Below are 22,183 nucleotides of genomic sequence, written 5' to 3'. Positions count from 1 at the left end.
ATTTGATGATAGATAAAATAAAATTTGGAACTGATGGCTGGAGAGCAGTAATCGGAGATACTTATACAGTAAGAAACATAGCACGTGTTGCTGAAGGAACCGCTAAATGGGTGAAAAAACAATCAGACGAACCAACAATAGTTATTGGTCACGACTGTCGTTTTAACGGTAGACTATTTATGGAAACTGCCATAAAAGTGTATTTACATCATGGAATCAAGGTGTATTATGCAGATGGATTTGTTTCTACACCAATGGTGTCTATGGGAACAAAGCAATACGGCGCAAATATTGGGGTAGTGCTAACAGCCTCTCACAATCCACCTTCTTATGGAGGGTACAAACTGAAGTCAAATTTTGGAGGCCCACTTTTACCAGATAAAATTCAAGAAGTAGAAGACTTAATTCCTGACACTGTGGATGCTGAAATTTTATCGGCAGATTTAGATCAAGCAATTGCAGATAAAAGATTAATCAAAGTTGATTTAGAAACAACGTATATAGATGCAGTTAAAGAAAGCTTCGATGTAGAAGCAATCAAGAATTCTGGATTAAGATTGGCTTTCGATGCAATGTATGGATCTGGACAGAATGTACTCAAACCATTGTTTCCTGAAATGTCTATGCTGCACTGTGAGCACAACCCAGGATTTATGGGGCAAGCGCCAGAACCAATTGCAAAGAATTTAAAGGAATTAGAAGCCTTCATAAAAGCGGATGGAAACATCGACGCAGCTTTGGCTACTGATGGAGATGCTGATAGGATAGGTCTTTACGGTAAAGATGGAGAATTTATAGATTCTCACCATATTATACTTCTTTTGATTCACTATATGGTGAAATATAAAGGAATGACTGGAAAGGTAGTTACAGCATTTAGCTGTTCACCGAAGATTGCGAAAATGTGTAAACATTATGGATTAGATCATCAAACCGTGAAAATAGGCTTCAAGCACATCGCAGGAATTATGATTGACGAAGATGTACTTTTAGGAGGTGAAGAATCAGGTGGAATTGCCACTAAAGGACACATCCCTGAACGTGATGGAATATGGATGGGAATGATTATCTGGGAATTCATGGCGAAATCAGGAAAATCATTAGCCTCTTTAATTGATGAAGTATATGAAATAGTAGGCGCATTTAAATTTGAAAGAAGCGACTTGCACATCAGTGAGGAATTGAAACAAGAAATCATCAGCAATTGTGAAAACAATGCCTACGCTTCTTTTGGTAAATATGAAGTACAAAGCGTTGAAACAATAGACGGATTTAAATTCTTTCTGCCCAATGATAGTTGGGTAATGATTCGACCTTCAGGAACAGAACCTGTATTGAGGGTTTATGCTGAGGCTATTGATTTAGATGAAGTTCGTGTTATTTTAAAAGCAACAGAAGATACTTTACTTAAAAAGTAAAATGGCGGGCAATTCAATTGGACATACATTCAAATTAACCACCTTTGGCGAATCTCATGGAGAGGCCATTGGTGGTGTAATAGATGGTGTTCCTTCTAATTTCAACTTAAATTTAGAGGCCGTTCAATTGGAGTTAGACCGCCGAAAACCTGGACAATCAGCAATTGTTACGCAGCGCAAAGAGTCCGATTCTGTGCGTTTTCTTTCAGGAATATTTGAAGGAAAAACAACCGGTTCACCAATAGGATTTGTAATTGAAAATGAAAATCAAAAGTCTAAAGATTACAGTCACATAAAAGAGATTTACCGCCCTTCACATGCCGATTTTACCTACGATAAAAAGTATGGTTATAGAGATTACCGAGGAGGAGGGCGTTCTAGTGCACGTGAAACCGCGAGCAGGGTAGTGGCTGGAGCAATCGCTAAGCAGTTTTTGAAATTTTTAGGAATCGAAGTAAACTCCTTCGTGTCCCAAGTAGGAAAATTAAAGCTAGAGGGCGACTTAACCCAGATTTCTTTGCCAAAAGAAGAAAATATTGTCCGTTGTCCCCATCCTCAAATGGCAGAACGCATGATTGATTATATTAAAGCCATTCGTAAAGAGGGAGATACCATTGGCGGCGTTGTATTCACTAGAATCACTGGAGTTCCCTTTGGTCTAGGTTTACCTGTTTTCGATAAGTTGCATGCCGATTTAGGAAAGGCAATGCTTTCAATTAATGCAGTAAAAGGATTCGAATATGGGTCTGGATTTGCTGGAGTTGAAATGAAAGGGAGTCAGCACAATGACATTATACAAAGTGATGGTTTAACTGCAACAAATCACAGCGGCGGAATTCAAGGAGGAATTTCAAATGGTAATCCCATATATTTCAGTGTAGCCTTCAAACCCGTTGCAACGATAATGCTTGACCAAGAATCGGTGAATTCTAAAATGGAAAGAGTGAAAGTAGAAGGTAAAGGACGCCATGATCCTTGTGTTGTTCCAAGAGCTGTACCTATCGTTGAAGCTATGGCGGCCATCACCTTGTTAGATCACTATTTACGCAACAAAATGACACAAATTTAAAATATGTCGAAAGAAACCAAAAAAAAGAAACTTGCTTTGCATTGGAAAATCCTAATCGGAATGGGGTTAGGGGTTTTATTTAGTTTGATTTTATTGAGTACTTCTTGGGGAGCCTCTATGACAAGCGTTAAAGTTAAGGGTGAAGAGTTTCCAATTTCAAATGCAGAATTGTTTGTGCGCAATTGGGTGAAGCCTTTTGGAAACATGTTTATTAATGCCTTAAAATTAATTGCAGTTCCGTTAATCCTAGGATCATTGATAAAAGGAGTTTCTGATTTAAAAGACATTTCTAAGTTGTCAAAAATGGGGTTGAGAACCATTTTAACCTATTTGGCTACAACGATTATCGCAGTTTCAATTGGATTGTTAATTGTAAACCTTGTTCAACCTGGAAAAACAATTACTGAAGAAACCAGGGAGAATTTAATCGAAAATTACAGTGGAGAAGCTGGAAAACGAATCTCGAGCGCAGAAGAACAGAAAGAAAGCGGACCTTTGAGGGCTTTAGAAGACCTAATTCCAGACAATATTTTTTCGGCAGCAACGGATAATGGCAATATGCTTCAGGTAATCGTATTTGCCATATTTTTTGGAGTAGGACTAATTTTAATTCCAGTAGATAAATCTGCTCCAGTTAAAGCTTTTTTCGATGGATTTAATGAAGTCATTTTAAAACTTATTGACCTCATAATGCTTGTTGCTCCAATTGGGGTTTTTGCTTTAATGGCAGGACTTGTGGTGGAATCTCCAAGTCAAGACTTATTCGTGGCCTTGTTGTGGTACGCCATCAGTGTGGTCATTGGATTGTTACTGATGATTTTAGTGTATGTAATGTTGGTATGGATTTTCACTAAAAGATCGCCTAAGTTCTTTTTAAATGGAATTTCACCCGCACAATTATTGGCTTTTAGTACCAGTTCTTCCGCGGCAACACTTCCAGTAACCATGGAAAGAGTAGAGGAGCACTTGGGAGTTAAAGAGGAAGTTACCAGTTTTGTTTTGCCTATTGGAGCCACAATTAATATGGATGGAACTAGTCTTTATCAAGCAGTAGCTGCTATCTTTATCGCTCAAGCATTTGGAATGGACTTAGACCTATATGCTCAACTCGGCATTATAGTCACGGCTACTTTAGCAAGTATCGGTTCGGCAGCAGTTCCAGGAGCGGGAATGGTAATGTTGGTTATAGTACTGGCACAGGCTGGAATTCCAGAGGCAGGTTTAGCGTTGATTTTCGCAATTGACAGACCTTTGGATATGTTAAGAACCACTGTGAACGTTACCGGGGATGCATCTGTTTCAATGCTAATTGCTAAGTCTGTGGGTAAACTTGGTGATCCCTCTGTGAAGGATTGGGATGACCACTACAAAAAAGAAGTGATTTAGTTTTTTAGATTAGGCCAAGATAAATTTTATCATAATTGTGGCTGCAGCAAGCTCTTGCGCATGCCATTCTTTATGAATTATTTTTGAATTTAAGGTATTGTTTAACTTCAAATTACTTTTAAACTTTTTAAGCCCTAAATTGTTGATAACCCCGTTGAAAAACCTTTGTTCCAAGGCCGTTAATCGTCCTTAATTTCGTATATTTGTAGGTGTCTCAATTTTTAAGAGATACAGGATTACATTTTTAAATTATTTGTAAACAAATGAGTGAAACAGAAATAAATAAAGACGATTATTCTGCGGATAATATTCAGATACTTGAGGGATTAGAAGCTGTAAGAAAGCGTCCTGCAATGTATATTGGAGACGTTGGAGTGAAAGGATTACATCACTTGGTGTATGAGGTAATAGATAACTCTATTGATGAGGCGATGGCAGGTCATTGTGACACGATTCGTGTTTCTATTAACGAAGGAAATTCTATCACAGTAGAAGATAATGGACGTGGTATTCCTACTGCGATACACACCAAAGAAAAGAAATCTGCCTTGGAAATCGTAATGACGGTTCTGCACGCAGGTGGTAAATTCGATAAAGATACTTATAAGGTGTCTGGTGGACTCCATGGTGTAGGTGTTTCTTGTGTGAACGCTTTATCTTCTGACTTATCAGCTGTTGTGCACAGAGATGGGAAAATTTTCCAGCAAGAATATAAAATTGGTATTCCACAATATGACGTAAAGGAAATTGGAACTTCTGACTTAAATGGAACAATTGTTACTTTTAGTCCAGATCCAAGTATATTTGAGGAAGTACATTACAATTATGCTACCTTAAAAGCACGTATGCGTGAGTTGGCATTCTTAAACAAAGGATTAACCATTTCAATTGCTGATAATAGAGAAGAGTCTAAGGACGAGGAAGGTAATTCGCCAGCAGAGACTTTTCATTCTGAAGGAGGTTTACGTGAATTTGTGAAATTTCTAGACAAAAGTAGGGAACCACTGATTGAAGAGGTGATTTACATGGACGGAGAGAAAGATGGAATTCCTATTGAAGTAGCAATGATGTATAATAGCTCTTATACTGAAAATATTTTGGCCTACGTTAACAACATTAACACACATGAAGGAGGAACTCACCTTACTGGTTTTCGTCGTGGTTTAACAACTACCTTGAAAAAGTATGCAGACGAATCAGGATTGTTGTCAAAAGAAAAAATTGAGATTGCTGGGGATGATTTCCGAGAAGGATTAACAGCAATCATCTCAATTAAAGTGGGAGAACCACAATTTGAGGGACAAACAAAAACAAAATTAGGAAACAGAGAAGTTCAAGCTCCTGTTTCTCAAGGAGTATCGGAAATGTTAACCAATTATTTGGAGGAACATCCAGCTGACTCAAAAAGAATCGTTGAAAAAATAATTATTGCTGCAAGAGCGCGTAATGCTGCGCGTAAAGCACGTGAGATGGTTCAACGTAAAAGTGTTATGACGGGGAGTGGTTTGCCAGGTAAGTTGGCCGACTGTTCTGAAAAAGATCCTGCTATTTGTGAAGTATTCTTAGTCGAGGGAGATTCGGCGGGTGGTACTGCAAAACAAGGTCGTGACAGAAATTTCCAAGCGATTATGCCTTTGCGTGGTAAGATTTTGAATGTTGAAAAAGCAATGCAACATAAAATCTTTGAAAACGAAGAGATCAAAAATATCTATACTGCACTTGGTGTTAGGGTAGGAACAGATGAAGATGCGAAAGCATTAAATACAGAAAAATTAAGGTACCACAAAATTGTTATCATGTGTGATGCCGACGTCGATGGGGCGCACATTGAAACTTTAATTTTGACTTTCTTCTTCCGTTACATGAAAGAATTAATTGATCAAGGATTTATCTATATTGCAACTCCACCCCTTTATTTATTGAAGAGAGGGGCAAAACAAGAATATGCTTGGAACGATGACCAACGTGATTTAATTATTGAAAGATTAAGAGGTAATGCTCCGAGGTCTTCTGTTGGAATTCAACGTTATAAAGGTCTTGGGGAGATGAACGCTACTCAACTTTGGGATACTACAATGAATCCTGAATTTAGAACGCTTCGTCAAGTAACTATCGATAATGCTGCGGAAGCTGATAGTATTTTCTCAACATTAATGGGAGATGATGTTCCACCAAGAAGGTCATTTATTGAAGAAAATGCAAAATATGCAACGATAGATACCTAGATTTTAGGATTACATTGGATATTTTAAAAAAAAGTAAAGCCGTATTCGAAAGAGTACGGCTTTTTTAATTCTAACTAAATTACTTTGCTAAGGTTTATGAACTAAGATTTAAACTCATGAAAATTTCACTCATTGCGAATTGCGTATTTCAGCAAATCCCGAAATAAGGTTAAACACCTTAATCTTGAATTCTCTTTGTAGCTAAATAGATTATTTCATGGAGTGTGATTTTGATATCACCTCAAAACGTAAGTTACTTGTGACCGTTTCAACTTGTTCTTAAACTATTGAAAAATCCCAAATGATCTTTAAACGAGCTCTATTGAAGTATCGTTAAGTTTAATCTTTTTGTTTTTATATAAGTTTCCAACCGCTTTTTTAAAAGATTTTTTACTCATTCCCAATTCGGTTCTAATTAAATCTGGACTTGATTTATCAGTTACAGTGCTCACGCCACCATTTTCTTTGAGGTAGGTGAGAAGTTGCTCAGAAAATTCGTCAAATTTCTCTAAACCTATTGGAACTAACGAGATATCTATTTTCCCATCTTCGCGAATAAATTCAACAAATCCTTTTGTGCGCTCCCCGTTTCTAAGAGGTCTAACCAAGCGATCTTTAAAAATAAGACCACTATATTTTTCATTCACAATTACTTTTCTTCCTAAATCTGAAATTTCTGCGATGAATAAATCAACTTCATCACCAGCTTCTAAATCAGTAACTTCATTTTCTAAATATCTGTTGATTCTTGCAGAGCCTACTAACCTATTGGTTTGCTCATCTCTATATAGGCGAATGAGGTAAACCCCCTCTTCAACCATTTTGGCAGTTTGTTCTTTAAAAGGAACAAGTAAGTCTTTTTCTAATCCCCAATCAAGGAAGGCTCCAAAATTACTTATGGCCTTTACCTTTAAGAAAGCAAAATCATTGAGTTCTATTTTCGGAGTTTCGGTAGTCGCGACAGGTCTATCTTCGGAGTCATTATAGATGTAAACATTAACAATTTGATTTTCCTCCATGTCATTTGTGAGGTATTTATTGGGTAATAAAACCTCAAATCCCTCATCATCTTCTAAATATGCTCCAACACTTGTGAAACGGTCAATTCTTAAGTCTGCGTATTCTCCTATATAAACCATAATCAATTTTTACTCCTGCAAAGTTAACCTAACTTTTTTAGTAATACAGTTTTGATAGTAACTTAGCATTAACAATTAAACAAGGAAAATTACCTTCATTCGTAATCAAGTTCTGTGTGTATTTTTCAAACTGAGAGAATAAGCTAGCAGAGTGGTGCGAAACCGCAATCATGTCGCAATGGTTGGCCTTGGCATATTCTACAACCACCATATGAAATGCTTTTTTCTCCTTCAAAATATGAACCTCAGCATCAATGCCTTTTTCTTCGAATTGATTCTTTACCAAAGAAATCCTTACCTTTAATTGCTGCGATAATCTTTGATCAGATTGGTGTTCGGCAATAACATGTATTTTACTCTCAAATGTTTTGGCGATTTCTCCAGCAAAATGAATAATTTGCAAGCTTTCTTTAGAAGTGGAAATAGGTACAACAATATTATTTAGTGTTTTTCGCTCCACGCCATCTTGTACAACTAGAAAAGGAACAGAAGAGTTACTTACAACTTTCATGGCGTAAGAACCGAAAAGCTTTTGCATTCCTTTGGCGCCGTGGGTTCCCATGATTATTAAACGGGCATTGTTTTCCTTCGCTATTTCTGAAATGTCTTCAAATATACTACCTTCAACAACTTTAGCTTCAATAGTTATGCCTTCTTGCACATTTTTTAGCTCAGAAATTACTTTATTTAATTTACCTAAAGCTTTGGTTTCCTTAGTTTTACTGCTAATAATATGAAGTAGTAAAATGGAAGTGTTTCTGGGTTGTGCTAAAAACAAAGCATATTGCAAAGCAGCGTCTCCAACGCTTGTAAAATCATGTGGTACAACGAATAAATTAGCGCTCATAGGTTTTCAAAATTTGTGTTAACCAAATATACGGAAAATTATGAATAAATTATCAGAAAAAATAATTTGTTGCTTGCTCAAATCTGCTCAAGAATTGTAAGGTGAAAAATGAAATGGTTGTCAAATATGAAATACCTATTTATAGTTGGTAAAAATATAGTAATCCTTAATGTCAACAGGTATGAATGAGTATTTGACTGTATGGGGCACAATGTGATGATGACACAGATTTTTTATAAAAAATTATCATTTTTAACGTGCAGTTGGTCAATGTGTTAGTTTAGACCTGTTAAATTAATGAAAATAATTATCAATTTTTAAGCAACCTTAACAAATCGATGTACGTCTTGATTGCAAGTATTAACACTACTACTAATGAAAGCTTAAAGATAAGTCCAAGAAATTGGACTTATTTTTTTTTGCACGTGTATACAAAAGCAGGAGGCAAGTTGTTTGCAGTGAACTGGATAGAAATAGAATTAAAGATTTTATTTAATAGTTTTCTGGCATTTAAGGAATACTGAAACTGTATATATTGCCCTTCTGTTTTAAGCGCTATTTCTGCCGATTTTAAAATACGCATGGTTAACTTTTGATCAAAGTTAGTAAGTGGAAGAGATGAAATGATGACATCAGCATAATCTTTATTGTCTTCCTCCAAATATTTCCTCACATTTGCAGCGCTATCATTAATCACTTTTACTCTGCTATCATTTTTATACTGTTCCATAAGTTTTTCAAAAAATGGACCATGTAACTCAAAAACATACAAACTCGCTTCAGCGTTCATTTCCTCAATGATGCGCCTTGTGAAAACCCCCGTTCCCGGACCAAATTCAACAATTACATTTGAATTTTTAAAGTCAACATTTTTCAACATTTTGTTGGCCAATGACTTAGAGCTCGGGCGAATAGCACCGACTGTTTTTCGTTCTTTAAAAAATTCCTTCAGAAAATTGTCTTTCTTCTTGTCCAAGTGATCTAGTTGTTAAATGTTTGTGTATTGTTTTTGATAATTCCGATAGCTTTACCTTTCATATTTTTGCCAAAGTAAGGTGAGTTTTCACTTTTCGAAAGATTTGATTCCTTGTCAAACACCCATTCTATTGTGGGATCGAAAAGAGTTAAATCAGCGAAATTATTTTCTTTTATGCTTGTATCTAGACTAAAATTAGCAATTTTTCGTGGTTGAACCGAAATTTTATCAATAAAATCTGCTTGATCAGCTAGGTTTTTGTCAACTAAAGAAGCATAAAAAGTTTGTAAAGTAATGCTTCCAAATTCAGCATTATCAAACTCAATATCTTTTTCCTCTACAGTTTTCGGTTGATGGTTTGAGACAATAGTATCAACTGTGCCATCTTTTATTCCATTCCAAAGTGCAATTCTGTCTTCTTCTCTGCGATAAGGTGGGAAAACTTTATGGTTGGTGTCATAATCTAAAGTATCTAGTTCCGTAAATAACAACTGATGTAAGTGAACATCACAAGTTACTTTAGCCCCTTTTGCTTTAGCTTCCTTAATTAATCTTAGTGATGCTGCGGAAGATATACCTGAGAAATGTAATTCACCATCCGTATATTCCAATAAACTTAAATCTCTTTGTACTTGAATTTGTTCACCAATTGCAGGAATAGCTTTTAATCCTGTCTTTAAAGATGCTGTTCCTTCGTTTACTTGACCACCTTCACTTATGGATTCGTTTTGCGGAAAGGAAATTATTTTCCCACCGAAATTTTTAACGTAGAGTAATGCTCTAAATAAAATTCCAGCAGAAATAAAATGGGTGTTATCAGTAAAAAGACGAACTCCTACCTTATACATGTCGTACATTTCTGCAAGACTATCTCCTTTTGCAGATTTTGTAATTGCACCGAGCGGGTACAAATCAGAAATATGCTTAGCGCTCTCGGCCTTTAGGTAATTGACCTGTCCTTTACTGTCTACTATTGGCGATGTGGTAGGAACAACGAAAACATGTCCGAATCCTCCATCTGCGGCGGCTGCAAGACCTGTTTGAATATCTTCGTTGTATTCGAATCCGGGATCGCAGAAATCTGCTTTTAAATCTACCCAACTCTGGGATACATAAAGTTCATTACTAGAAATTTCTTGTGCTTCTTCATCCCTTATTGAATCTGCAATTTTGGAGATTTTTCCATCGACAATTAGAATGTCCTTTTGCTGATTGAAATAAGCAGAAGCCTTGTCTAAAATAGTTGCTTGTTTAAGTAATATCTTCATTTTATACTTTCCAAAAGATGAGTATGAGCATTTCTAAAAGAAAAAACGTTAGCGCCAAAATTAAGAGAATTCTCCAAAATTCACTGTGTTTTTCAAGTGTTAATTGCTGAATATCTGTAAGGGTTGAAATTCCTTTTGTGTTTATATTTTTAACATCTAAATTTTTAAAAAAGCTTGTTATTTCATTTTCAGTGGCGTAATTCATTTCGGATTCATAACGATTGTAGTTTAAAGCTAACTTGCTGAGCTCTTGCTCACCATTTAAAATCGTGTAGACCCCATCTTTTATGGATTGATTATTAATGGCATTGCGCACGGAAATTGATGTAAATCCTGTGTTTTGAGTCATTTCAGGAATAAATTCTATCTCCTCTTGCTTTAAAAGTACAGCGCTTTCTTTGTTCTTGGGCATTCTCATTCTGTAGCTATCAGATGAACCAATTGTTAGCGATAATGGCAATTGGTCCTGACTTCTTTCACCGACTCTTAAAAGTAAAGATGAAAACAATGCTGATTTACCAAAATTATTGAAATCAGGATGAATGGCAGAGTAGAGCGCGTAGACGTTTTTCCCGTTTGCTTGTTCAACCATAAGGGGCATAGCATTCTCGTATTGAATCAATAAGTTATAGTTGCTATTATTATAAATGGAAGAGCTGATGTATTTTTTTAATGGTGGCATTCTGATATTGTCTACGTTCTCATCGAACATGCCTGTGAAAAAACTTAGCTCAGATGAAATTTTCCCAATTCTAATTTCTTGGGCGGAAGTCTCGCGGTATAGTGGTAGTTGAAATGAGCTCATCAAATTATTGTAAGACTTTGCTTCAAAATTTGGAGACGGAATGATTAAAATATGTACTCCATTGGCAGCTAGTTGATTTAATTGAGTTTGAAGTCCTGAAGAAATAGCGTTGATTTCATTCAATACAATAAGACTGGCCTCATTTAATTCATTACTTTTTAATTGTCCAACGAGGCTTTCCTGAACAGTGTAAAAATCATCTGTGGCATATACCAGTGCTGGAAATGAAGTTGAATTTTCATCGTTTATGACCAAGACATTTATAGATTCTTCAACATTGTAAGCGAAGTGAAAACTGTTGTCGAAATATAAATTTTGGTCTATAACTTCTACTGTTCCTACTTTTGTTCCTGAAGATTTGTCGGTGTAATTCATTTTAACAACAGTGTTGTTATTCGGTTCTAAATCAATCAGTGATTGGCGTCTATTTCCACCAACATTTAAGAGGAGCTCAATGTTAGTTAATTTCTCATTTCCTGTATTGTGAACGCGAATATTCAGTGAATTATTCATGTTAACACGCTGAAAAGGCTGGTCAAACCATATAGAATCTATATACAAATTACGTTTGATTTGTGGTTCAAGCTGAAGAAATGAATATTGCGCTGTAGTATCTATCCGTGCATCTGTATCTTGTAAATCTTGATTTTGAAAATCAGAAATCACATAATAATGCAAATTCCCTGAGTAAGCAATTGAGCTTAAATACTCTTTAATACTCTCCAATGGATTTGTGATTTTTCTAGAAATTGGGGAAAGACTAATGTCTGCCAACTTATCTTCCAATTCAGAACGAGTAATTATTCTGTGTTCCGTTCCCGCAAGTGCATTGCTTACTAAAATATAGCGCTGACCTTTAGGATAAGCATCTGCAATTTGTTGCACTGTGGTTTTGGCTTGATTCAATAAATCACCATTACTTCCTTTAGCAGACATTGAGTAGGAGTTATCCAAATAAATAGGGATAAGGTTTTCGTAAGATTTAGATTGTGTTGATGTTGGAATGTAAGGTTGAGCAAAAGCCAAAATTAATGCTGCGAAAGCTAACATTCGACAAGCTAAAACGAGATAATGTCTTAAGTTTTTTGTTGCATTGGTTTCTTTTTCAACTTTTTTAATAAACTGTAAACTGGAGAAATATAACTTTTTGTATCGTCTAAAATTGAACAAGTGAATGATAATCGGGATGATTAGCAATAACAGTAAATAGAGGATATTTGGGTAAACAAAATTCATCCTTTCAAAATTAATAGAATTCAGTGGTTTGTTTGTGGTTTAGCAGAATTTATTTTTCCAAAATTCAAACTCAGTAAAGCTATTCTATAATACCTGTTTAGAATAGGTGTGATTTAACAGAATTGTAATATATTTACACGTCATCAAACTCGAATGCTGTGATCCACGTTGAAAATAAAAATCTAACATGTTAACACTACTCTCAAAGCTTTACTGGAAAATTTATAGTTGGAAAATGGCAGGTGCACTCCCAGCTGATTTAAAAAAAGCAATTTTAGTTATTGCACCACATACCAGTTGGGTAGATATTCTTGTGGGCTTTGCGGCCCGATCAAAAATGGGAATAAAAGATGCCAAATTTATGGGCAAGAAAGAGTTGTTTGAAGGTCCATTTGGTAAGATTCTAAAAAATATGGGAGGAATTCCAGTCGATAGAAAAGCAAAGCTTGGAGTAGTGGAGCAGGTAGCCAAATATTATGAAGAAAATGAACGTTTTTTTGTAGGTGTTTCTCCCGAAGGAACGCGAAAACGAGTAGATAAACTTAAAACAGGCTTTTACCACATTGCAAAAACAGCAAACATTCCAATTGTTTTAATCGGTTTTGATTTTAAAAATAGAGAAGTGGTGGTGGGAGATCCTATTTATCCTTCCGGAAACGAAGAGGCGGACATTAAGAAGTTTATAAATTTCTTCTCAACTATTCAAGGTGCCAAGCCGGAGTTTGATTTGAGACATCTGAACAAGGTATAAGCGCTATTATTTTTTCTTTAATGTGAATAGCCAGGGATAGACTTAAATTATCATGGCTTGTTTTTATGTTATTTAGGAGAATGCCTAATTGTTTTTTATCTAAAACTGCAAAAAATCAATAATTCACATGTTTTCATTGGCTTTTACTATATTTGAGGCTTTTCTTTTTAATCTCTATAATCTTATCATTTTATGAACATTTCTGACTTCCTAACTTCCATTGTTCCATTTGATTCAGCAGAATTGGGAGATATTTTATCTTGTTTCGAAAAGAAGAAGTTTTCTAAAAACACAATGCTAATTGAGCAAGGTGAGATATGTAAAACGCTCTATTTTATAGAGAGTGGAATTGGGAGAAGTTATTTTTTAAAAAAAGATGGTAAGGAGGTAACGCAATGGTTTTTTGGGTCGGGAAAGTTTATGTCTAGCGTAGACAGTTTTTTTCAACAAACGCCTAGCCTTTATTATTTAGAAATTATAGAAGATTCTGTAGTGTATTCGATTTCGAAAAGTAAAATGGATGAGTTGTTTTCTAAATACCACAAAATGGAACACTTTGGTAGACAGGTTTCTATTGAAATGTTAACCAAAGTGGTGAATAAACTCAACGCAATACAGTTTCAAACGGCAAAAGAACGTTACGAATATATGTTAGAAGAATTTCCTGATATTTCTCACCGTGTGGCACTTGGACATATTGCTTCTTATCTTGGAATGACACAGGAAACTTTAAGTCGGATAAGACGTTAAAGCGCTTTGGCGCTTAAGCGCGGGGAGAGGTTTCTAGGGAGAGTTTTTAGGGAGAGGTTAGGGATACAAAATCTGTTAAAAATTTTAGTGGTTTTTAGTTTTTGATTTATGTCAAAGGAATAGGTATTCTATCTCTAGATATTTGCATTGAATTATTAAAACTAAAACAATGCAAGTAAATCAATTATTAAAAAGCCTAGTGCTTGTTCCTTTTATTGGGCTTGTTTCGTTTTCTGGCTTTTCACAAGATTTGGATCCTTATCTCCAAGAACTGATCAGCAAAGGACTAAACAAAAGTCAAACGGTAAAAATCAACGACATTAATGAGGAGCAAGCAGCGTTAGATCAGCGATTAGCTAAATCTACTTTTATTCCTAAGGTAACTTTGAACGGAAGTTTTACACGTTTAAATGACGACTTAACATTCGATCAGGAAACACAAGAACTTTTAATGTCAACCCAAAAGTTATTGATCAAAGAAGCTGTTGGATTGCCATTTAATATGCCATTTCCAGAAGGAATTGAATTAAGAGACGCTCCAAATCTGCAGGACAAAAACATTTTAAAATCTTCTGTTGATGTGGATTGGGTTTTATTTAGCGGAATGGAGGCTACAAATGCAATAAAAGCGAGTAAACATAAGGCTTCTTCTTTGAATTATTTAGGATTGGCTGAAAAAGATAAAATCGCAATTCAAATTATTACAGCTTACGATCAATTGGCTTTGGTAAATGCCTCTGAAAAGGTGTTGGTCACTTCTGAAGAGTATTTAATGGAGCAAGATAACTTCGTGAAAAAAGCAATTCAGAACGGTTTGGCTACTCCGATTGGCAGAAAAAAAGTTGAATTAGCGCAACAACAACTAGAAGGTAAGAAGCTTGATTTTCAGCACAACAAGATTCTATTAATTGAACAATTACATCAATTGACAGGGGAAGACAAAGAACGCTTGAAATTGATGACTCCAAAACTTCAAATGAGCGGAATTAGTAACAAGTCCGAACTTGAAAAGAGAAACGAAATCAAAGCGCTAGAGGCAGCAGAACAAGCAACACTTTACAAGTCGAAAATGGAGAAAAGTAATTTTATTCCTAAAGTAGCGCTGAAAGGACATTATGAATTTTTAGATGAAGGATTATCGCTTCTAGATCCGAAATGGTATGTTGGCGTAGGTGTAAAGTGGAATATATTCGACGGAAATCAATCTCGCATAAAAGCAAAGAAAACAGAACTTGAAAGTTTAAAATACCGCGAAAGAATTGAGGAAGCCGAGGAAATGATTGCATTAAGTGTAATTAATGCACAATTGAATTATGAATCTAAAATTCAGTCGCTTAAAATAGTTGAGAAGGAGGTAGAATTGGCTCAGGACACTTACGATATGGTGAACAAGCAATACAAAAGTAATTTGGCGTCAATCAATGATGTTTTAGATGCTTTAACAGCCTTAGAAAAGACCAATTTCAAATATCAAGAGGCTGTTTTTAATCAACGAAAAGCAAACACAGAATTGCTTCATGCAAAAGGAGTTTTAAACTATTAATCATAACCATTAAAGAGAGAAAAAATGAAAACAATTAAAATAATCATCATGAGCAGCATCGTTATATTTAGCGCTAGCTCATGTTCAACCAAGGATAAAATTACGCCAAACAGAGGGAAAGTAAAATTTGAAACTATTGCTGTAAGCGGAAAATTGGCGGGTAGAGTTGCTAAAATATATGTTGAAGAAGGACAACAAGTAATGAAAGGCGATACATTGGCATTCATTGATGTACCAGAAGTTTTAGCCAAAATGATGCAAGCCGAAGGAGCAATAATGGCTGCTGAAGGTCAATTGGATATGGCGTTTAACGGAGCAACAACTGAGCAATTGAGTCAAGTAGATCAAAAACTAAAATCTGCACAAGCACAGTTAGATTTCGCACAAGAATCTTTTAATCGCTTGGAGGGAATGTACCAAGATTCTTTGGTGAGTCAACAACAATTTGACGAAGTGAAAATGAAATTAGCGATGGCTAAAGCTCAAGTTGATGCCGTTGAAGCCAAGCAACAAGAAGTAAAAAAAGGTGCACGTTCTGAGCAAATTAGTCAAGCAAAAGGTCAATTAGATCGTGCTTTAGGAGCAAAAGAAGAAGTTACAGTTGCATCGAATGAAAAATACTTGATTGCGCCAGCCGATATGTCGATTGAAACAATCAGTTTAAAAGAAGGGGAGTTGTTGACACCTGGATATACAATGTTTAACGCTTACAAAAGAAGCAGTGTATATTTTCGTTTTACTATTCCTGAATCTAAGATTTACGATTTTAAAGTAAATCAAGAATTAACGTTGACAAATCCTTACACAAAAGAAGATTACAAAGGGAAGGTTGTTGCGATAAAACAATTGGCACATTATGCTGACATCACAAGTACAGCGCCTTTGTATGAATTGGATGAGTCTATTTATGAACTAAAAATTGTTCCTGTTGGAAAAGTGGATGAGCAATCATTTTACTTAAACAGTACAGTTTTGATTAAACAATAAAAGCCATGAAAAAATTCATAGAATTACTCCGAATAGAGTTTAAGCGTATTTTTTCAAACAGTGTTTTAATGGCCATTTTCTTTGGAGCGCCAGTACTTTACGGGTTCTTGTTTGGATATGTTTACCAACAAGCCAAAGTAGTGGATTTACCAATTGTTATCGTTGATCAAGACAGGAGTCCGATGTCTGATAAATTCATCGATGCTTTTCACGACAACGAAGGCTTATTGGTTAAAGACGTTCGTTTTTCTGCTGGAAACATCATTGCAGAAATGCCAACTGAACAATACGCTGCTGTTATAACATTACCTAGTGATTTTGAAGCACAATTATTACAGAAAAAACGTCCAGAAGTTCATGTAGATTTAAACATGGCGAATATATTGAATGCCAATACGGCGAGTAAAAACATTCAATCTGTTTTGATGACGCTGAACGCAGGAATAGAGATAGAAGGCTTGAAAAAACAAGGAATGCATACAGATCAAGCAATGACTTCTTACGAAAGTTTCAAGATTAACTTTAATAAATTGTACAATTCTACTGGAAACTACGTCACTTTTATGTTGCCTGGTTTACTGGCTGGAATAATGCAACAAATCATCTTTTTAGCGATGGCTTTGGTTTTTGCACGAGATTTTGAAGATGGGTATTTTGGAAAACTAGTGAGTTACAGTAAGAACTCATTGTACCACATATTCTTAAAAGCAACGCCGTTTTTATTAATGTTACCAATTATGTGGTTCGGAATTAGCTTTTTCTTGCCTTTCTTTAATGCGGATGTTTCGATATTTAATGTACCAATGATGGCCTTAGCTGCCTTGTTAACTTTAGCATCGATGGCAATTGGGATGTTGTTTTCGATTGCAATACCAAATCAATTAAAAGCAACTGAATTATTGATGGTAATTTCTACTCCAGCATTTATTTTGAGTGGATTTACTTGGCCAACAATGGCAATTCCTGCAGCGATTACAAATATTGCGCAGTTTATTCCATTGACACAATTCCTAGAAGGATTTAGAAAAGTAGCCTTTTATGGTGGTGATATGTCGTCTATTCAATCAGAAATAGGAATGTTGACTTTGATTACTTTGGTGGCATTTGCTGCAATGCTTGTTTTATTGCAATTGAAAATCTATTTATTCAATAAGAAAGCAAAAAAGAGTAGTGCGCTTATTGAATCGTAAAATATAAAAGGTTTTGAGGAACAATTATAAGTTTTAATAATTCAAGAAAACTGTTCCTTGAGTGGGGTGGAATTAAACGAATCTAGTAGAGAAGTTTGATTCCACCCTTTTTTTTGTTGGATCAATAAAAAAAACTCCGTCCAAAACTGAACGGAGTTTAAAAAACATAAGTTTTAAAATCTAACTCACATCAACATCTTTAATATCGATATTTAGGGCTTTAGCTACGCCTTCTCCATAAGCTGGATCTGCTTTGTAGCAATTTCCAATGTGTCTTTTTTGGATGAATTCTTCAGCACTTGTAATATTCCTAGCTGTATTTTCAAACAAAACTTGTTGCTGTTCTGGCGACATAATTCTGAATAAATTTCCAGGTTGTGTGTAATAATCATCATCTTCTCGGTGATCGTAGTGGAAAGCATCTCCTTCTAGCGGTGAAGCAGGTTCAGCAAATTGCTTACTTTCAGACCATTGTCCGTAGCTGTTGGGTTCGTAATGAATTGTTGAACCTTCGTTTCCATCAACGCGCATTGCTCCATCTCTGTGTGGATTATGGAATGGGCATTGCGGCTTGTTTACTGGGATTTGGTAATGATTTACACCTAATCTGTAACGTTGAGCGTCTCCATAAGAGAACAACCGACCTTGTAGCATTCTGTCTGGCGAAAAACCAATTCCAGGAACAACGTTTGCCGGATTAAATGCAGCTTGTTCAACATCCGCGAAATAGTTTTCTGGGTTTCTGTTCAATTCAAACTCACCAACATCGTGTAAAGGATAATCAGAATGTGGCCAAACTTTCGTTAAATCAAAAGGATTAAATCTATAATCTTTGGCGTCTTCCTCTGGCATAATTTGAACTTTCAAGTGCCATTTTGGGAAATTTCCTTGCTCAATGGCTTCAAATAAATCACGTTGGTTACTTTCTCTGTCTTTTCCAACAAGTGCTTCAGCTTCTTGATCGGTAATGTTTTCAATTCCTTGCGCAGTTTTGAAATGGAATTTAACCCAGCTTCTTTTATTGTTTTCATCCAAAAAGCTAAAAGTATGACTTCCATACCCATTCATGTGTCTGTAAGACTTTGGAATTCCTCTATCACTCATCGTAATTGTTACCTGATGCAAAGCCTCTGGAAGCAATGACCAATAATCCCAATTGTGATTTGGACACCTTAAATTTGTTTTTGGATCACGTTTTACCGCTTTATTTAAATCTGGGAATTTATAAGGATCTTTTAAAAAGAAGACAGGTGTATTGTTCCCTGCTAAATCCCAGTTTCCTTCTTCGGTATAAAATTTCAGAGCAAATCCTCTGATGTCTCTTTCCGCATCAGCAGCACCTCTTTCTCCAGCCACTGTAGAGAAACGAGCAAACATTTCTGTTTTCTTACCAATTTCAGAGAAAATTTTGGCTTTTGTATATTTCGTAATGTCGTGAGTTACTGTAAAAGTTCCGAAAGCACCAGAACCCTTGGCATGCATTCTTCTTTCTGGAATAACCTCTCTATCAAAATGCGCTAATTTTTCCAAATACCAATAATCTTCTATCAGCATTGGTCCTCTTTTACCAGCAGTTTTAACATTCTGATTTTCTGCTATTGGTCTTCCTGAAACTGAGGTAAGTTTTTTCTTTTCTTCTTCTTTCATATTGTTGGTTTTATATTCTATGATTTCTTGCTGCCGTTTGCTGACACTTTCGCTAATTTAGTAAAAATAAGATTGAAAATAGTAACAGTTATCAGAATTTTGATTCAGATCTCTGAGAAACTCAAAATGTTGAAAATACAAATTCATTTCATTTTGAAAGAACAATTTCTAGTTTCTGTTTATTGCAGAAAATCAATGGATTTTTGTGATGGTTGGTGTTTCAGGTAAAGGAATCGCAGAAAAGGGAGAATCTTGTATGAGCGTTAATTCTTTATCAATTTTTTAATCTGAATGACATCATTGTGATAGATATGTGCAAAATAAACTCCTTTTTTAAGCATGTTTAATTGAATTTCATCAACAGAGAAATGTTTAGAAATTACATTTCCAAAAGCATCATAAATAATCACTTTCTCAACTATTGTACTCAGCTTTAAATGTGTATTAAGAGGATTTGGATGAATGTTAATTGAATTCTCAATGTTATTTGAAGTTAGATTCAATGGTGTTTTTTCTACTTCTATTGACCATAATTTCGCAGGAAAAACAATTGGATTTGTTCCATTAGAGGTGGAAAGTTTTTCATTTGAAAGATACAAGAATGACAGTGTAGGGGTGGTGTCATAAACAGCGATTCCTTCGATTTGATTTCCATAAGGAGTTATGTTCGCAATTTTATCGGAGATTTTTCCAGAGAAAATATCAAAACTTTGTACTGGAATGTCATTTATAGTGTATAGGAATGGAGCTTGAGTTGTACTGTATCCGCAAAGATAAATTTGACTTTCATCGGGAGAAATATCTGCTCCGGTAATTAAACCATTTGTATTGAAACTACTTTCGAATTCAGCGATATGACTACCAATCGTTTTGGGAATAGAATAAACATTGACCGTATTATCTGTCCAGTTTTTAGAAAAAATCATTAGCCTTCCTTTGTAAACAATCATTCCTTCAGCATCCCAATTTGTATTGTTGTACTGCGGAGTAAAATCAATTTGATCGAGATAAGAAAAAGAGATAGTTTCAGCTGTGGCAGAATTATCCATTTCATCGAAATCTTCTTTTGAAATTCTATGAATCTTTAAATTGGTTCTATTTCCGGCATTATTACCAAAATCTCCAATGTAGATGTAGCTTGAGTCTTGGGCGATATCTTCCCAATCAATATTCGTAGCATTGTTAATGATAATGGTTCTAACAATTGCTCCAGAAATAATGTCGATCTCATACAGTTCAGCTTCATTTCCGCTATCATTAAAGCTAATGAGCTTATTGTTGTAGAAAAGTAATCCAGATGTTTCGTCTAAAGTTGGAGTTTCAAGATGGGTTAAATTCGTAGCGGTTTGAGAAGCTAGAGAAAAGCTAATCAGCAGAACAAGTATGAAAGCAATCGTGTTTTTCAAGTTTTTATTTGGATATAGTAATGAACTCACAAAATACTAAAAAATGATTGCATTCTTGTTGATTATTTGAGGTCTGATGAAACTTTAATAGCTGATGGAAGGATTTATGAAAATTGAAACGGGCTATTACATTTTCCATGTATTTATTCTGAGTTTTAATTATTCTAAATGCTTACCCGATACTTAGGAGTAAATATATCTAATCTATCAATAATGTGATTAAGCGGTTAACTGACAAAATCCTTCGCAAATTTCTATTTACAATCAGTTGAAAAAAGAAATTCACATCAGGATGACATTGGGGAAGGTCATATTTCAAGCGAGAGGAAGAAAGCAAAAGCGCTCTAGCGCTTTTGCTTTCTTCCTCTCGCTTGCCTCTCAACGCCCACAAGTGTCATCCTGACCATAGTTGTAAATTATGATTTTCAACTATGGAAGGATCTTGCCAAGTTAAAAGAGAGTACTTTTTTAAACAGCTGGTAAACTTCCGGATAAACATTTATTTTCATAAAAAATCTTCGAAAACAGCCCTTTTTGAGCCATTTTCGAAGGTTTCTTTTAAACATGAAGTGCTTTACATTTAAGGTTTTTATAAATTCAAAAGACATTTTAATTAAAATTAATTCTAACTCCAATTCCATGTCGGAAGTTTACACTGTTGAATGTTCCTAGCTCTGGAATGGTGTACACATTTAAAGTAGGCTGAACCTCATAAAACAAGTGTGCTTTTTTCCAAAACTCTTTTTTGTTTCCTATTCTAAAATCAACACCAATAGGAATATAGGCTGAAAATCCATAATTTGTTTTGTTCTCAAAATTTTCATATTCGTCATCTATTATGTTTATGTCTCGCGGTTGATTGTTTACAGAAAACTCATTAGTGCTTTGCTCTTCTTTCCAATCTTCAGAAAAATAATGTATGCCGGTTGATGAATTTATAGAAACTCCAGCAGTAAAACCGATTCCACTGAATAAAGACCATCTTGCTTCATGGTCTGTTCTAAAGATTAATGAGGCATTGAGTAAAATCTGTTCTGAATTGTAATTCATGGAATAACGCTCGGCATATACAGAATCAATGTAAGTTTCATTTCCAGTTTCTGAGGATGTTAAGGTATCGAATGGAGTGCGTTCTTCTCCATAGTTATAAGTGCTTAAACGCGAACCGGATGAGTAGGTGAGTCCCAGTCTGAGGAGCGGATTAACTTTGTACCTTGTTTTGTTTTTATCGCTGAATTGTATTCCTAATAACACAGAAAAACTTCCATTACTCAAATAGGAGTAGCCCTGATTTTGATTTATCAGCGACATATCATTTTGTAATAATTCTGATTCTGGAGCTAATTCTCTAAAATCATTAAACGAACCAAGATTCGTGCGTTCAAATGATAATCCGCTGTAGAGTATGAAATCTGAAATTTTGATTCTTTTAACGGGTGTCTCAGGGCTTTCTTGACCAAAAGAGATTAAAGACGATGAAATCAAGGAAAGAAGAAGTAAGCAGTTTATTCTTTTCATTTTTTAAATTTTTTAAGTGAGT

At 35.2% G+C, this 22,183-nt stretch carries 17 protein-coding genes; 9 read left to right on the top strand and 8 right to left on the bottom strand.

Annotated features, from left to right (window positions below; all coding sequences use genetic code 11):
- Nucleotides 1-5: 5 nt before the first annotated feature.
- From DIT68_RS02545 to gyrB, 4 genes are all read left to right on the top strand, one after another.
- Nucleotides 6-1,418, top strand: a complete 1,413-nt coding sequence (locus DIT68_RS02545) for a phosphohexomutase domain-containing protein (RefSeq protein ID WP_199223365.1) — start codon at nucleotides 6-8, stop codon at nucleotides 1,416-1,418.
- A gap of 1 nt (nucleotide 1,419) precedes the next feature.
- On the top strand, nucleotides 1,420-2,487 hold the full coding sequence (gene aroC, locus DIT68_RS02540; RefSeq protein WP_109358239.1) for a chorismate synthase: 1,068 nt from the start codon (nucleotides 1,420-1,422) through the stop codon (nucleotides 2,485-2,487).
- Between the two features lie 3 nt (nucleotides 2,488-2,490).
- On the top strand, nucleotides 2,491-3,873 hold the full coding sequence (locus DIT68_RS02535; RefSeq protein ID WP_109358238.1) for a dicarboxylate/amino acid:cation symporter: 1,383 nt from the start codon (nucleotides 2,491-2,493) through the stop codon (nucleotides 3,871-3,873).
- A 263-nt stretch (nucleotides 3,874-4,136) separates the two neighbouring features.
- On the top strand, nucleotides 4,137-6,098 hold the full coding sequence (gyrB, locus tag DIT68_RS02530; protein ID WP_109358237.1) for a DNA topoisomerase (ATP-hydrolyzing) subunit B: 1,962 nt from the start codon (nucleotides 4,137-4,139) through the stop codon (nucleotides 6,096-6,098).
- Between the two features lie 308 nt (nucleotides 6,099-6,406).
- On the opposite strand, the gene DIT68_RS02525 is transcribed toward gyrB, so the two are convergent.
- From DIT68_RS02525 to DIT68_RS02505, 5 genes are all read right to left on the bottom strand, one after another.
- Complete coding sequence (locus tag DIT68_RS02525) at nucleotides 6,407-7,237, bottom strand: CvfB family protein (RefSeq protein WP_109358236.1); 831 nt, start codon at nucleotides 7,235-7,237, stop codon at nucleotides 6,407-6,409.
- A 37-nt stretch (nucleotides 7,238-7,274) separates the two neighbouring features.
- Nucleotides 7,275-8,084 (bottom strand): universal stress protein, encoded by an 810-nt coding sequence (locus DIT68_RS02520; RefSeq protein ID WP_109358235.1) that lies wholly within the window; start codon nucleotides 8,082-8,084, stop codon nucleotides 7,275-7,277.
- Between the two features lie 409 nt (nucleotides 8,085-8,493).
- Nucleotides 8,494-9,060, bottom strand: coding sequence for a class I SAM-dependent methyltransferase (locus DIT68_RS02515; protein WP_109358234.1), 567 nt, complete (start codon nucleotides 9,058-9,060; stop codon nucleotides 8,494-8,496).
- Between the two features lie 5 nt (nucleotides 9,061-9,065).
- Entirely contained in the window at nucleotides 9,066-10,328 is a 1,263-nt protein-coding gene (locus DIT68_RS02510) for a dihydroorotase (protein WP_109358233.1), read from the bottom strand.
- 1 nt (nucleotide 10,329) lies between these two features.
- Nucleotides 10,330-12,369, bottom strand: coding sequence for a BatA domain-containing protein (locus DIT68_RS02505; protein WP_109358232.1), 2,040 nt, complete (start codon nucleotides 12,367-12,369; stop codon nucleotides 10,330-10,332).
- A 187-nt stretch (nucleotides 12,370-12,556) separates the two neighbouring features.
- Here DIT68_RS02505 and DIT68_RS02500 point away from each other — a divergent pair, with 187 nt between their 5' ends.
- From DIT68_RS02500 to DIT68_RS02480, 5 genes are all read left to right on the top strand, one after another.
- A complete protein-coding gene (locus DIT68_RS02500) occupies nucleotides 12,557-13,120 on the top strand; it encodes a 1-acyl-sn-glycerol-3-phosphate acyltransferase (protein WP_109358231.1) in 564 nt (187 codons plus the stop codon).
- Between the two features lie 192 nt (nucleotides 13,121-13,312).
- Complete coding sequence (locus DIT68_RS02495) at nucleotides 13,313-13,870, top strand: Crp/Fnr family transcriptional regulator (protein ID WP_109358230.1); 558 nt, start codon at nucleotides 13,313-13,315, stop codon at nucleotides 13,868-13,870.
- A 169-nt stretch (nucleotides 13,871-14,039) separates the two neighbouring features.
- Entirely contained in the window at nucleotides 14,040-15,413 is a 1,374-nt protein-coding gene (locus tag DIT68_RS02490) for a TolC family protein (RefSeq protein ID WP_109358229.1), read from the top strand.
- A gap of 24 nt (nucleotides 15,414-15,437) precedes the next feature.
- Nucleotides 15,438-16,400, top strand: a complete 963-nt coding sequence (locus tag DIT68_RS02485) for an HlyD family secretion protein (protein ID WP_109358228.1) — start codon at nucleotides 15,438-15,440, stop codon at nucleotides 16,398-16,400.
- Nucleotides 16,401-16,405: 5 nt separating this feature from the next.
- Complete coding sequence (locus DIT68_RS02480) at nucleotides 16,406-17,590, top strand: ABC transporter permease (RefSeq protein WP_109358227.1); 1,185 nt, start codon at nucleotides 16,406-16,408, stop codon at nucleotides 17,588-17,590.
- A 180-nt stretch (nucleotides 17,591-17,770) separates the two neighbouring features.
- On the opposite strand, the gene DIT68_RS02475 is transcribed toward DIT68_RS02480, so the two are convergent.
- The 3 genes from DIT68_RS02475 to DIT68_RS02465 all read right to left on the bottom strand — a co-directional run bounded on the left by DIT68_RS02475 (nucleotide 17,771) and on the right by DIT68_RS02465 (nucleotide 22,161).
- Nucleotides 17,771-19,237, bottom strand: a complete 1,467-nt coding sequence (locus tag DIT68_RS02475) for a catalase (protein ID WP_109358226.1) — start codon at nucleotides 19,235-19,237, stop codon at nucleotides 17,771-17,773.
- Between the two features lie 263 nt (nucleotides 19,238-19,500).
- Nucleotides 19,501-20,643, bottom strand: coding sequence for a T9SS type A sorting domain-containing protein (locus tag DIT68_RS02470; RefSeq protein ID WP_109358225.1), 1,143 nt, complete (start codon nucleotides 20,641-20,643; stop codon nucleotides 19,501-19,503).
- Nucleotides 20,644-21,252: 609 nt separating this feature from the next.
- Complete coding sequence (locus DIT68_RS02465; RefSeq protein ID WP_109358224.1) at nucleotides 21,253-22,161, bottom strand: hypothetical protein; 909 nt, start codon at nucleotides 22,159-22,161, stop codon at nucleotides 21,253-21,255.
- Nucleotides 22,162-22,183 lie beyond the last annotated feature (22 nt).

The organism is Brumimicrobium oceani (assembly GCF_003143775.1).
In the GTDB taxonomy this organism is placed as follows: domain Bacteria; phylum Bacteroidota; class Bacteroidia; order Flavobacteriales_D; family Crocinitomicaceae; genus Brumimicrobium; species Brumimicrobium oceani.
Note: the sequence above shows the minus strand (reverse complement) of the source record. Positions and strands in the feature narration are given on the sequence as shown.

Bases quoted from the DNA above. Each gene is read 5' to 3' on its own strand.
- DIT68_RS02465 (WP_109358224.1), bottom strand. From the start codon at position 22,161: ATGAAAAGAATAAACTGCTTACTTCTTCTTTCCTTGATTTCATCGTCT.
- DIT68_RS02505 (WP_109358232.1), bottom strand. From the start codon at position 12,369: ATGAATTTTGTTTACCCAAATATCCTCTATTTACTGTTATTGCTAATC.
- DIT68_RS02535 (WP_109358238.1), top strand. From the start codon at position 2,491: ATGTCGAAAGAAACCAAAAAAAAGAAACTTGCTTTGCATTGGAAAATC.
- DIT68_RS02545 (WP_199223365.1), top strand. From the start codon at position 6: ATGATAGATAAAATAAAATTTGGAACTGATGGCTGGAGAGCAGTAATC.
- DIT68_RS02510 (WP_109358233.1), bottom strand. From the start codon at position 10,328: ATGAAGATATTACTTAAACAAGCAACTATTTTAGACAAGGCTTCTGCT.
- aroC (WP_109358239.1), top strand. From the start codon at position 1,420: ATGGCGGGCAATTCAATTGGACATACATTCAAATTAACCACCTTTGGC.
- gyrB (WP_109358237.1), top strand. From the start codon at position 4,137: ATGAGTGAAACAGAAATAAATAAAGACGATTATTCTGCGGATAATATT.
- DIT68_RS02490 (WP_109358229.1), top strand. From the start codon at position 14,040: ATGCAAGTAAATCAATTATTAAAAAGCCTAGTGCTTGTTCCTTTTATT.
- DIT68_RS02500 (WP_109358231.1), top strand. From the start codon at position 12,557: ATGTTAACACTACTCTCAAAGCTTTACTGGAAAATTTATAGTTGGAAA.
- DIT68_RS02525 (WP_109358236.1), bottom strand. From the start codon at position 7,237: ATGGTTTATATAGGAGAATACGCAGACTTAAGAATTGACCGTTTCACA.
- DIT68_RS02520 (WP_109358235.1), bottom strand. From the start codon at position 8,084: ATGAGCGCTAATTTATTCGTTGTACCACATGATTTTACAAGCGTTGGA.
- DIT68_RS02495 (WP_109358230.1), top strand. From the start codon at position 13,313: ATGAACATTTCTGACTTCCTAACTTCCATTGTTCCATTTGATTCAGCA.
- DIT68_RS02485 (WP_109358228.1), top strand. From the start codon at position 15,438: ATGAAAACAATTAAAATAATCATCATGAGCAGCATCGTTATATTTAGC.
- DIT68_RS02475 (WP_109358226.1), bottom strand. From the start codon at position 19,237: ATGAAAGAAGAAGAAAAGAAAAAACTTACCTCAGTTTCAGGAAGACCA.
- DIT68_RS02480 (WP_109358227.1), top strand. From the start codon at position 16,406: ATGAAAAAATTCATAGAATTACTCCGAATAGAGTTTAAGCGTATTTTT.